The 10807-nt window shown below is 70.5% G+C and carries 13 protein-coding genes; 7 read left to right on the forward strand and 6 right to left on the reverse strand.

What is annotated here, in order from left to right; translation table 11 throughout:
- Window positions 1–18: 18 nt before the first annotated feature.
- The gene (locus tag QRX60_RS14060; protein ID WP_286001224.1) at window positions 19–441 is read right to left on the reverse strand and encodes a nuclear transport factor 2 family protein; all 423 of its coding nucleotides are present in this window, start codon (window positions 439–441) and stop codon (window positions 19–21) included.
- An 80-nt stretch (window positions 442–521) separates the two neighbouring features.
- Here QRX60_RS14060 and QRX60_RS14065 point away from each other — a divergent pair, with 80 nt between their 5' ends.
- From QRX60_RS14065 to QRX60_RS14075, 3 genes are all read left to right on the forward strand, one after another.
- Window positions 522–893, forward strand: coding sequence for a YciI family protein (locus QRX60_RS14065; protein WP_286001225.1), 372 nt, complete (start codon window positions 522–524; stop codon window positions 891–893).
- A complete protein-coding gene (locus tag QRX60_RS14070) occupies window positions 890–2071 on the forward strand; it encodes an RNA polymerase sigma factor (RefSeq protein WP_286001226.1) in 1182 nt (393 codons plus the stop codon). The genes QRX60_RS14065 and QRX60_RS14070 overlap by 4 nt, the downstream gene beginning before the upstream one ends.
- A gap of 165 nt (window positions 2072–2236) precedes the next feature.
- A complete protein-coding gene (locus tag QRX60_RS14075) occupies window positions 2237–2881 on the forward strand; it encodes a DedA family protein (RefSeq protein WP_286001227.1) in 645 nt (214 codons plus the stop codon).
- On the opposite strand, the gene QRX60_RS14080 is transcribed toward QRX60_RS14075, so the two are convergent.
- A complete protein-coding gene (locus QRX60_RS14080) occupies window positions 2878–3774 on the reverse strand; it encodes an EamA family transporter (RefSeq protein ID WP_286001228.1) in 897 nt (298 codons plus the stop codon). The genes QRX60_RS14075 and QRX60_RS14080 overlap by 4 nt on opposite strands.
- Before the next feature lie 83 nt (window positions 3775–3857).
- Between QRX60_RS14080 and QRX60_RS14085 the strand changes: the two genes are divergently transcribed.
- Both QRX60_RS14085 and QRX60_RS14090 read left to right on the forward strand, forming a co-directional pair.
- Window positions 3858–4910 (forward strand): EamA family transporter, encoded by a 1053-nt coding sequence (locus tag QRX60_RS14085; protein WP_286001229.1) that lies wholly within the window; start codon window positions 3858–3860, stop codon window positions 4908–4910.
- Between the two features lie 24 nt (window positions 4911–4934).
- The gene (locus QRX60_RS14090; protein ID WP_286001230.1) at window positions 4935–5837 is read left to right on the forward strand and encodes a LysR family transcriptional regulator; all 903 of its coding nucleotides are present in this window, start codon (window positions 4935–4937) and stop codon (window positions 5835–5837) included.
- Between the two features lie 32 nt (window positions 5838–5869).
- Here QRX60_RS14090 and QRX60_RS14095 read toward each other — a convergent pair whose 3' ends face one another.
- The gene (locus QRX60_RS14095; RefSeq protein ID WP_286001231.1) at window positions 5870–6475 is read right to left on the reverse strand and encodes a TetR/AcrR family transcriptional regulator; all 606 of its coding nucleotides are present in this window, start codon (window positions 6473–6475) and stop codon (window positions 5870–5872) included.
- A gap of 59 nt (window positions 6476–6534) precedes the next feature.
- Between QRX60_RS14095 and QRX60_RS14100 the strand changes: the two genes are divergently transcribed.
- Window positions 6535–7140, forward strand: coding sequence for a peroxiredoxin-like family protein (locus tag QRX60_RS14100; RefSeq protein ID WP_286001232.1), 606 nt, complete (start codon window positions 6535–6537; stop codon window positions 7138–7140).
- Here the strand turns inward: QRX60_RS14100 and QRX60_RS14105 are convergent.
- Both QRX60_RS14105 and leuA read right to left on the reverse strand, forming a co-directional pair.
- Window positions 7127–7678 (reverse strand): DedA family protein, encoded by a 552-nt coding sequence (locus QRX60_RS14105; RefSeq protein ID WP_286001233.1) that lies wholly within the window; start codon window positions 7676–7678, stop codon window positions 7127–7129. The two genes, QRX60_RS14100 and QRX60_RS14105, sit on opposite strands and share 14 nt — an antisense overlap.
- Window positions 7679–7758: 80 nt before the next feature.
- Window positions 7759–9519 carry a 2-isopropylmalate synthase gene (gene leuA / locus QRX60_RS14110; protein WP_286001234.1) on the reverse strand — a complete coding sequence of 587 codons (1761 nt, stop codon included), beginning with the start codon at window positions 9517–9519 and terminating at the stop codon, window positions 7759–7761.
- Window positions 9520–9736: 217 nt separating this feature from the next.
- On the opposite strand from leuA, the gene QRX60_RS14115 reads away from it, so the two are divergent.
- Window positions 9737–10111: a hypothetical protein gene (locus QRX60_RS14115; protein WP_286001235.1), complete on the forward strand. Its 375-nt coding sequence runs from the start codon at window positions 9737–9739 to the stop codon at window positions 10109–10111.
- A gap of 63 nt (window positions 10112–10174) precedes the next feature.
- Here the strand turns inward: QRX60_RS14115 and QRX60_RS14120 are convergent, their stop codons facing one another.
- Complete coding sequence (locus QRX60_RS14120; protein WP_286001236.1) at window positions 10175–10765, reverse strand: nitroreductase family protein; 591 nt, start codon at window positions 10763–10765, stop codon at window positions 10175–10177.
- Between the last annotated feature and the right edge of the window lie 42 nt (window positions 10766–10807).

Below are 10807 nucleotides of genomic sequence, written 5' to 3' on the forward strand. Positions count from 1 at the left end.
GGCCGGCCGTTCGCCGTTTCAGGGCCGCAGGTCCAGTGCCGCCCGGAAGGTGCCGTCCATGTGGAACGGCGTCGAGTCGTGCACGTGGGTGATCCGCCAGTCGCCGTCGTGCTTCCGGAAGCAGACCGTCGAGCGGAACCACAGCTCGAACGGCTGGGGCAGACCCTTCGGCGTCGCCGACAGCCGGGTGAGGGCGTGGCAGTACGCGATGTCCTCGCCGGCCGTGACCGCGAGGTCGCGGGTCGCATACTCGATCGGGCCGTCGAACGACGCGAACCACGCTTCCCGGGCCGTGCTGTCTTCCCCGTGGTGCACCAGCGGTGGGGCCAACGTGTACGCCACGGCTTCCGGTGCGTACTGCGCCGCCAGCGCCGCGGCGTCGCGGGCGGTCATCGCCGCTTCACGCGCCGCCATCAGTTCGCGGATCCGCTGCTCCGTCATGCCATCCTCCTGAGGTGGGGTGCTTTCGGAGGGGACGTAGGCGCCGCCGCGCGGATTTCGACATCGACCGGGAGGCGTTCGTGAAATATGTGGTCCTGATCTACGGCAACCCCGAGTCCCGGCAGGCCTGGGAAGGCATGAGCGACGAGCAGCGCGCCGCCGGGCTCGCCTACTACCAGCAGCTCAACGACGACCTCGACGCGTCCGGCGAGCGGATCGTCTCCGAGCGGCTCGCCTTCCCCGAGCTCACCACCCGGGTGCGCGCCGGCGACGGCGGCACGATGACCACCGACGGGCCCTTCGCCGAGGCCAAGGAGTTCCTCGCCGGCTTCTACCTGCTCGACTGCGAGAGCCACGAGCGCGCCGTCGAGATCGCCGGGCGGATCCCCGAAGCCGCGTTCGGGGTGGTCGAGGTGCGGCCGGTGATGGGGCTGCACGGGCCGGACCTGTGACCGAGGTCGAAAGCCTGCTCCGCGAGCTCGCGCCCCAGGTCCTCGTGGCGCTGGTCCGGCACTACGGTGGCTTCGACACCTGCGAGGACGCCGTCCAGGAGGCCCTGCTGGCGGCGTCGCAGCAGTGGCCTGCTTCGGGGATCCCGGACCACCCGAAGGGGTGGCTGATCACCACGGCGTCCCGGCGGCGCATCGAGCAGTTCCGCAGCGAGACCGCCCGGCAGCGGCGGGAGCAGGCCGTCGCGCTGGCCGAGCCGGCGGACCCGGAGCCGGTCGCCGTCGACGACACGCTGACGTTGCTGCTGCTCTGCTGCCACCCGTCGCTGACCCGGCCGTCCCAGGTGGCGCTCACGCTGCGCGCGGTCGGCGGCCTGACGACGGCGGAGATCGCCCGCGCGTTCCTCGTCCCGGAGGCCACGATCGGGCAGCGGATCAGCCGCGCGAAGCAGAAACTCCGAGGGGAACGCCTCACGGGCGAAGAAAGCCCGGAGCGGCTGGCCGCCGTGCTGCAGGTGCTGTACCTGATCTACACCGAGGGCCACACGGCCAGCTCGGGCGACGCCTTGAACCGCGTCGAGCTGACGACCGAAGCGATCCGCCTGGTCCGCCGGCTGCGCGCGGAGCTCCCGGACGACGGCGAGGTCACCGGCCTGCTGGCCCTGATGCTCCTGACCGAAGCCCGCCGCCCGGCCCGCGTCGACCCCACCGGCGCCCTGGTCCCCCTGGCCGACCAGGACCGGACCCGCTGGACCGCGGAGTTCGTCGAAGAGGGCGTCTCGCTGATCACGAAGGCGCTGTCGACCGCGCCGGTCGGCCCGTACCAGCTCCAGGCGGCCATCGCGGCGGTCCACGACGAGGCCGCGACGGCCGCCGAGACGGACTGGGCGCAGATCCTCACGCTGTACGACCTGCTGCGGGTGGTGGCGCCGGGACCGATGGTGACGTTGAACCGGATCGTGGCGTTCGCGCAGGTCCACGGGCCCGAGGCCGGGCTGGCGGAGCTGGCGGGCGTCGAGCTGAAGGCCCACCACCGGGTGGACGCCGTGCGGGGTCACCTGCTGGAGCGCTCCGGTGACGTCGCCGGCGCGCGGGAGGCGTATCTGGCCGCCGCCCGGCGGACGTTGAGCCTGCCGGAGCAGGCCTACCTCCAGTCCCGGGCCGCGAAGCTGAAGCCCTGACCCGAGTTGTCCACATGGGGGTGAACCCTGTGGACAACTCCAAACCCAACCGGGTGACCCCGACTCAAGTCGTACCCCCTGCAATACCTGAGTAGGCCGCCCCGGGCGCTCCACCCCCGGTACCCTGCGAAAGGCAGATCCGCCGGACAGCAGGGAGTACGAGCAGTGCACATCGACCAATGGCTGGAGGCGATCCCGCCGCTCTCGGTGTACCTGATCGTCGGCGCGGTGATCATGATCGAAAGCCTCGGCATTCCGCTGCCGGGCGAGATCGTGCTGGTCAGCGCCGCTTTGCTGGCTTCGCAGCACAGCAACCTGAATCCGCTGTGGATCGGCATCCTGGCCAGTGCCGGCGCCATCATCGGCGACAGCATCGGCTACCTGATCGGGAAGACCGGTGGTCAACGGCTGTTCGCCTGGGCCGGCCGGAAATTCCCGAAGCACTTCGGCCCGACGCACCTCGCCAACGCCGAGCGGATCTTCGACAAACGCGGCGTGTGGGCCGTCTTCCTCGGCCGCTTCATCGCGTTCCTGCGCATCCTCGCCGGCCCGCTCGCCGGGTCGCTCAAGATGCACTACCCGAAGTTCCTGCTGGCGAACGCGGCCGGCGGCATCGTCTGGGCGGGCGGTACGACGGCCGCCGTCTACTACCTCGGCGTCGTCGCCGAAGAGTGGCTCGGCAACTTCTCCAAGTACGGCCTGGTCGCCGCGATCGTGCTCGGCGTCGTCGTCTTCTTCGTCATGAAGAAGCGGCTCGGCCGCAAGCACGCGGAAGAGGAGAAGCAGGAAGTCACCGAGCCGACCGCCTAGACCGCGACGAGCTCCGGTTCGGGCTTGCGCACGGGCCGCAGCGACCCGAGCAGCACTCCGGCGATCACGACGACGGCGGCGCCGACCTCCAGCCAGGTCGGCCGCTCGCCGAGCAGCAGGAACGACGCCGTCAGCCCGACCACCGGCACGAGCAGCGAGAACGGCGAGACGACACCCGCCGGGTTGCGCCGCATCAGCGTCGTCCACAGGCCGGACCCGACGACGGTGCCGATCAGCACGACGTAGCTCAGCCCGCCCAGCGCGGTCAGCCCGGTCGGCGTCCCGAGCGTCGTCAGCGACCGCCACTGCGCGGCCGGGCCCTCCATGACCAGCGAAAGCGCGAACATCGGCAGCGGCGGCACCACCGACATCCACAGCGTGAAGTGCAGCGGGTTGTCCGGCTCGGCCTTGCGCGTGCTGAGGTTGCCGAACGCCCAGCTCAGCGCGGCCAGCAGGGTGAGGACCATCGGCAGCAGGGCCGCGTGCCCGGACTGCTGCCACGCGATCGCGACCATCCCGGCGACGGCCAGCGCGATCCCGGCCAGCTGGTGCGGCGTGACGCGTTCGCGCAGGAAGACGGCGCCGAGCAGCACCGTGAACGGCGCCGATGCCTGCAGGACCAGCGAAGCGAGCCCGGTCGGCATCCCGGTGTCCATCGCGATGAACAGGAACGCGAACTGCCCGGTGCCGAAGCCGAGGCCGTAGCCGAGCAGGTGCCGCACCTTCACCTTCGGCCACGGCACGAACAGGATCGTCGGCACGGCGATCACGGCGAACCGCAGCGCGCCCGCGAACACCGGCGGGAACTGGCCGAGCGTGGCGTGGATGGCGAGGAAGTTCAGGCCCCAGAGGACGGCGACGAGCACGGCGAGCAGGCGGTCACGGGTGGGCATGCCTCCACTGTGGCAACGGCAACCGTGAAGGACCAGCGAGAATATCTGCAGGGACCGTTCAGCTCTCCTTCAAGGAAACGCCGGTGACCTGGGCTGTTCGGCCGGGACGACGGCTGGGGCGCCGCCCGGCGGCCGGCGCGGTGTTGCCCACGGTCTCCGGATCCGGCAACGATGGGCGTCCACCGACGACCGGGGAGATGCCGATGCTGCGCGGGGTACTGCCGCTGACCGGGTTCGCGGCGCTGACGGCGGCGCTCGACGTCTTCGCCGGCAACCAGCTCGAACAGCTGCGCCCGGCGACCGTCGCCGCGGTTTCGTTCACCCTCGCCGCCGTGTTCTTCCTGGTGTTCGCACTGCTGCGGGACGGCGTGGCCGCGACTTTCCGCCCGCTGCGCGAACTGCGCCGCGACGTCGTGATGATCAACGTGACGACGGCCGCGACGTGGCTCTCGATGCTCTTCGCGCTCCGCTACCTCGAACCCGCCGTGGTGAACGTCGTCGGCATCGCGCTCGGCCCGGTGCTGACCCTCGCGTTCACCCCGTTGCTGCGCAGGGGAACCGCGATCCTGCGCGCGGAGGCGTGGGTGGCGGTCGGGATCGGCGTGCTGATCGGGCTGCTCGTCTGGGGCTCGCTCACCGGCCACAGTGGACTCGACCGGACTCCCGGCGAGACGCTCGCGGGAGTGGCGCTCGTGCTCGTCACGGGGGTCGGCTCGGTGACGAACGTGATCTATTCGAAGCGGCTGAGCGACGCCGCGTTGCCACCTCGGCGGGTGCTCGCCGTGCGGTTCTTCCTCATCCTGGCGATGACCTGGGCGCTCGTCGCGGTCGACGACGCGCCGGGCCTCGGGGCGACGGCCGGGCCGTCCGCGCTGATCGCCCTGCTCGGCGTCGCGCTGCCGCTCTACCTGCTGCAGGTGGGGATCCGGCGGACCGAGCCGATCACCGCGTCGATCCTGCTGACGCTCTCGCCGCTGTTCGCCTACGTGCTGCAGCTCGCCGACCACCGCCTGACGCCGTCGGTGCTCACGCTCGGCTGCGTGGCCGGGATCGTCGCGCTCGTCAGCGCCGGGACCGTCGCGCGGCTGCGGCACGACCGTGAAGCGGCGGCCGCCGAAAGCGTCGCCACTGTGTAGCCGAGCTTCAACTACGCTGGGCTCGTGGATCTGGGTCGACTGCGCACCTTGCGGGAGTTCGCCGACCGCGGGAGCGTGACGGCGGCCGCGCGAGCGCTGCACTGCACGCCGTCCGCGGTTTCGCAGCAGCTGCGGGCTCTGCAGGGCGAGGTCGGCCTGCCGCTCACCGAACCCGCCGGGCGGGGACTGCGGCTGACCGACGCCGGCCGCGCGCTGGTCGCCCGGGCCGACGAGGTGCTGGCCGCGCTCGAACGCGCGGAGTCCGAACTGGACACCTACCGCAGCGCGCCGCGCGGCCGGGTGCGGATCGCGATCTTCCAGTCGGCCGGGCTGATGCTGCTGCCGGGCCTGCTGACCCGCGTCGCCGGGTACGAGGGCCTGGAGGTCGACGTCCGCGACGTCGACATGACGCCGCCCGAGGTGCCCGGCCTGGTCGCGGACTACGACATCGTCGTCGCGCACCGGGACGAGCACGCGCCGGAGTTCGACCAGGACCGCCTCGACGTCGTGCCGCTGCTGCGGGAGCCGCTCGACGTCGCGCTCCCGGCCGGGCACCGCCTGGCGAACCGGCGTCGCGTCGAGCTGGCGGAGCTGGCCGACGAACGCTGGATCAGCGTCGACTTCGGCTTCCCGGTGGACGACGTCCTGAAGTCGCTGACCATCCGCACCGGCGTGCGGCCGGTGGTGGTGCAGCGGATCAACGACTTCCGGATCACCGAGCGGCTGGTCGCGGCCGGGCATGGGATCGCCTTGCTGCCGCGCTACACGATGAACACCGGCCGCGGCCTGGTCGCGCGCCCGCTGGCGGGGATCCGCGCGGCGCGGCTGGTGGAGGCGGTGTGCCGGACCGGCGCGCTGCAACGCCCGGCCGTGGCCAAGGTGATCGAAGAACTGCGCGCGGAGATCGCCCACCTCACCGCCTCGTGAGTGGTTAGGGCGGTTCTAACCGCCCTAACCACTCACGACGTGGTGTGGGAGCGCAGGTAGGTCAGCGCGATCCCGAGCGCGTCCTCCAGCGCCGTGAGGTCGTGCCGGATGTGGGCCAGCAGCAGTCCACCTTGGACGGACGTCATCGCCGCCTGGGCCAGCCGTTCCGGGTCGGCGTCGGCGGCGAGCTCTCCGTTGTCCTGCAACGTTTTCAGGCCGCGCACCAGATGCGACTCCCACGTCCGGTAGGCCCGGTCGACCAGGGGCGCGAGCTTCGGGTTGTCGCCGACCTCGCCGGCGAGGTTGCCCAGCGGGCAGGCGACCGGGGTGCCCGCGCGGCGGTGGACGTCCAGCAGCTGCTCGGTCCACGTCTCGAGGTCGGCCCAGGAAGCCAGCGTGAAGATCGCGGGCTGGTTGCCGAGGATCTGCTCGAGGTACCGGTCGATCACGGCCTCGACCAGCTGCTCCTTGTTCTTGAAGTAGTGGTACATCTGCGATTTCCCGGCACCGCTCGCGGCCAGCACCTTGTCGACGCTCGTGCCCGCGACGCCGTCGACGTACATCAGCCCCGCCGCCGCGTCGACGATCGCGTCGCGGGTCCGCTTGCCGCGCGGGGTCGAAGCCGCTTGCGTCTCCATGTACTGAATAGTACAGTTTGCTTAACTGTACCGATCAGTACAACGAGCTAGGGGGATCCATGACGCTCAACAGCGCCCTGAACGGCGTGAACGACCAGCTCCGCGGCGCACTGCCGCCGGAAATCTTCGAGATCCTCGAAGCCGACCGGCGTCGGGCGGCCGGGACGAAATTCGCCGAGGCGGGTGCCAAGATCGAGGACTTCACGCTGCCCGGGGCCGACGGCACGCCGGTGAGCCTGGGTGACCTCGTTGCGGACGGGCCGGCGGTGCTCGTCTTCTACCGCGGCCAGTGGTGCCCGTACTGCAACCTGACCCTGCGCACCTACCAACAGGAGCTCCTGCCCGAGTTGACGGCGCGGAACGCGACCCTCACCGCGATCAGCCCGCAGAAGCCGGACGGCCCACTCCCGGATCTGGAGTTCCCCGTGCTTTCGGACACCGGCAGCACCGTCGCGCGGGGGCTCGGGCTGAGCTACCCGGTCTCCGCCCCGGTCCGGGAGGCGATGGAAAGGCTCGGCACCGACCTCGAGCGGGTCAACGGCACCTGGGAGCTGGTCCACCCGGCGGTGGTCGTGGTCGATCGGGATCGCGTGCTGCGGTTCGTCGACGTCCACCCGGACTTCACGACGCGCACCGAGCCGGCGGAGATCCTCAAATCGCTTTAGCGCCGCGCTTCACGCCGTAGGTGATCACCGAACCCAGGATAAGGGCGACACCCAGGGAGAGCAGCATGCTGATCCCGGGTTCGGTGATGATCTGGCCGCCCGCGTAGCCCAGGAAGGCCACGTACGACGTCCAGAGCGTGACGCCGACGGCCGACGCGGTGAAGAACTCCGCCATCGGCCACCGGAGCGATCCGGCGAGCAGGGCACCGACCGTCCCGCCCGACGGCAGCCAGCGGGCCACCACCAGCACCGGCCGCGGGTGGCGCTGCAGCCGCCCGTCGAGCCAGCCGATGCCGGCGGCGATCTTCTGCCGCCGGCTCAGCCGGTCCAGCGCCGCCCGGCCACCGAACCGGCCGAGGGCGTAGAGCGCCTGGTCCGAGACCAGGCACCCGGCCGACGACACGGCGATCACCAGCGCCAGCGACGTCCCGCCCTGTGCCGCCGCGACACCCATGCCGAGGAGCGTCACCTCGGTGGGCAGCAGGGGCACGAGCGAGACGACGAACAGCACCAGCAGTCCCGCCGTTGTCGCGTCCACACCTCCATTAACCGCCTGCCGGGGGCCGATGAGTCCCGATCACCGGGGACTCACAGGAACCCGACAGCCGGCCCACAGGTTCAGCGGTGGGCGCGGTTCACCGCCGAGACGACCGCGCGCAGCGACGCCGTGACGATCGACGGGTCGATGCCGATGCCCCAGAACACCCGGTCCGAGATCGCGCACTCGATGTAGGACGCGGCACGCGCGTCGTCACCCGGCGAGAGCGTGTGCTCGGAGTAGTCCAGGAGCCGCAGGTCGAAGCCGACGGTCGACAGCGCGTCGAAGAACGCCGCGATCGGGCCGTTGCCGCGGCCGGTGACCTCGTGCTCGTCACCTTCCACGCGGACGGTCGCGGTGATGTCGTACTCGCCGTCCCCGTTGTCCTGGACGTGCTGGCGGACCAGCTCCAGCGGCGTCTTCAGCTCCAGGTACTCGGCCGCGAAGGCGTTGTACATCGTGGTCGGGTCGACCTCGCCGCCCTCGGTGTCGGTGTAGCGCTGGATGACCTTCGAGAACTCGATCTGCAGGCGCCGCGGCAGGTCGAGCTGGTGCTCGGCCTTCATGATGTAGGCGACGCCGCCCTTGCCGGACTGCGAGTTCACCCGGATCACGGCCTCGTACGTGCGGCCGACGTCCTTCGGGTCGATCGGCAGGTACGGGACCTCCCACGGGTACTCGTCGATCGGTACGCCCTGCTTGTCGGCGGCGTCCTTCAGCGCGTCGAGGCCCTTGTTGATCGCGTCCTGGTGGCTGCCCGAGAACGCCGTGAACACCAGGTCGCCGCCCCACGGCGAGCGCTCGCCGACCGGCAGCTGGTTGCAGTACTCGACCGTCCGCTTGATCTCGTCCATGTCGGAGAAGTCGATCTGCGGGTCGATGCCCTGGCTGTAGAGGTTCATGCCCAGTGCGACCAGGTCGACGTTGCCGGTGCGCTCGCCGTTGCCGAACAGGCAGCCCTCGATCCGGTCCGCGCCGGCCTGGTAGCCCAGCTCGGCGGCGGCGATGCCGGTGCCGCGGTCGTTGTGCGGGTGCAGCGACAGGATCACCGAGTCGCGGCGTTCCAGGTTTCGCGACATCCACTCGATCGAGTCGGCGTAGACGTTCGGCGTCGCCATCTCGACGGTCGCCGGCAGGTTCAGGATCACCGGCTTCTCCGGCGTCGGCTGCCAGATCTCGGTGACGGCGTTGCAGACCTCGAGCGCGTAGGACAGCTCGGTGCCGGTGTAGGACTCCGGCGAGTACTGGAAGCGGAAGTCGGTGTCCGGCTGCTTCGCGGCCAGCTCGACGACCATTTCCGCGGCCTGCGTCGCGATCTTCTTGATGCCTTCGCGCTCCTCGCGGAAGACCACGCGGCGCTGCAGGATCGAGGTCGAGTTGTAGATGTGGACGATGGCCCGTGGCGCGCCTTCGAGGGACTTGAAGGTCCGCTCGATCAGCTCGGGACGGCACTGCGTCAGCACCTGGATGCTGACGTCGTCCGGGATGGCGTGCTCTTCGATGATCTCGCGGACGAAGTCGAAATCGGTCTGGCTCGCGGCCGGGAAGCCGACCTCGATCTCCTTGTAGCCCATGCGGACGAGCAGGTCGAAGAACTTGCGCTTGCGCGCGGGCGACATCGGGTCGATCAGGGCCTGGTTGCCGTCCCGCAGGTCGACGGCGCACCACAGCGGTGCGCGGTCGATGCGCTTCTCGGGCCAGGTGCGGTCGGGCAGGTCGATGTTCTCGACGAGGTCGTACCAGGGGCGGTAGCGGTGGACCGGCATGGACGTGCCGCGCTGGGTGTTCCAGGCGGGCTGGTCAGCGGGCGCGGGACGCGAAGGCTTGCGGATCTTGCTCATGCGAATTCGGGAGTCTCCAGCTCGACGGGTGCGACCGGCACCACAAAGCCCCGCGACGGGGAGCCGGTCCGGTCAGGCCCCGTCGCGGCAGCGAAGCAGGAGAGCACGCGCCACGTCTTCACCATAGCCACGGAACACCACGCGAGGGAAGCCGGGCGTCTCCTGCTGGGGTTACCTGTGGGTAGCAATTGGCCGGTCGTCGTGCGAAACTGCGGGCATGGGTGAGCACGCGGAGTCGTCGTCGGCGTCGAAGGAGACCCGGGTCTCCCGCCGGGCCCCGGTCGACTGGCGCGGCACCGGGGGCAAGGTGGCCTCGGTGGTGGCGTCGATCGTCCGCTGGGCCGGGTTGATCTTCGCCGCGCTCCTGGTGATCCACGTGATCTTCACGGTCGGCTCGGCCAACCCGGACAACGGGATCGTCTCGTTCGTGAAGTCGTGGGCGGACAGCCTGGCGCTGGGATTCAGCGACCTGTTCACCCCCAGTGACGAGAAGCTGCGGGTCCTGGTGAACTACGGCATCGCGGCGATCTTCTGGCTCGTGGTGTCGGGGGTGCTGGCGAAGGTCATCCGCCGCGTCGGCGGAGCTTCCTGACGTTCAAGTCCGTGAAGGCCTCCTTACCGGCTCTTAGCGCCGGTAAGGAGGCCTTCACGGCTTTCACAAGGCCGGCGTGCCCCACTGGCCGGTGAACGCGAAGTCCGCCAGCGGTACCCGCACCCGGTCCGCCTTCTCGCGCTCGATCCGCCAGTCCTCCTCCAGGACGTCGGGCGAAGCCGGCGACCCCACGGCGATCGCCACCTTCGGCACGGCGTCGTCGGGCAGCGAGAACGCGGACCGGACCGCGTCCGCGGAGAACCCCGCCATCTGGTGGGCGACCAGCCCCAGCTCCACCGCCTGCAGCACGAGGTTCTCCGAAGCCAGCCCGAGCCCGTACTCGGCGTAGGGCACCGGCCCCTTCTCGTTCGTCGTCACCATCACGCCGACCAGCAGCAGGCTCGCCCGGTGCGCCCACGCCCGGTTGCCCGAGTTGAGCGTCGCCAGGATGCCGTCGAACGACGGCGTGCCGCGTAACCCCATCAGGTAGCGGGCCGGCTGGGTGTTGCCGAAGGACGGGGCCCAGCGGGCCGCCTCCAGGAGGGCCTTCACCTGCTCCGGGGTGACGGCCGCCGAGGCGTCGAAAGCCCGCGGGCTCCAACGCTCGGCCATCAGGGACGCGATCGGGACGCTCGTCACAGCTGGCTTTCGCACGATCGACACGGTACCCAGGCGTGCGCTGCATCACTCGGGAGG

It is taken from the genome of Amycolatopsis mongoliensis (assembly GCF_030285665.1).
In the GTDB taxonomy this organism is placed as follows: Bacteria; Actinomycetota; Actinomycetes; order Mycobacteriales; family Pseudonocardiaceae; genus Amycolatopsis; species Amycolatopsis mongoliensis.

Excerpts from the sequence above, each read along its gene's own strand:
- QRX60_RS14060 (WP_286001224.1), bottom strand. The coding sequence starts at position 441 with ATGACGGAGCAGCGGATCCGCGAACTGATGGCGGCGCGTGAAGCGGCG.
- QRX60_RS14080 (WP_286001228.1), bottom strand. The coding sequence starts at position 3,774 with ATGCCCACCCGTGACCGCCTGCTCGCCGTGCTCGTCGCCGTCCTCTGG.
- QRX60_RS14095 (WP_286001231.1), bottom strand. The coding sequence starts at position 6,475 with ATGGAGACGCAAGCGGCTTCGACCCCGCGCGGCAAGCGGACCCGCGAC.
- QRX60_RS14100 (WP_286001232.1), top strand. The coding sequence starts at position 6,535 with ATGACGCTCAACAGCGCCCTGAACGGCGTGAACGACCAGCTCCGCGGC.
- leuA (WP_286001234.1), bottom strand. The coding sequence starts at position 9,519 with ATGAGCAAGATCCGCAAGCCTTCGCGTCCCGCGCCCGCTGACCAGCCC.
- QRX60_RS14115 (WP_286001235.1), top strand. The coding sequence starts at position 9,737 with ATGGGTGAGCACGCGGAGTCGTCGTCGGCGTCGAAGGAGACCCGGGTC.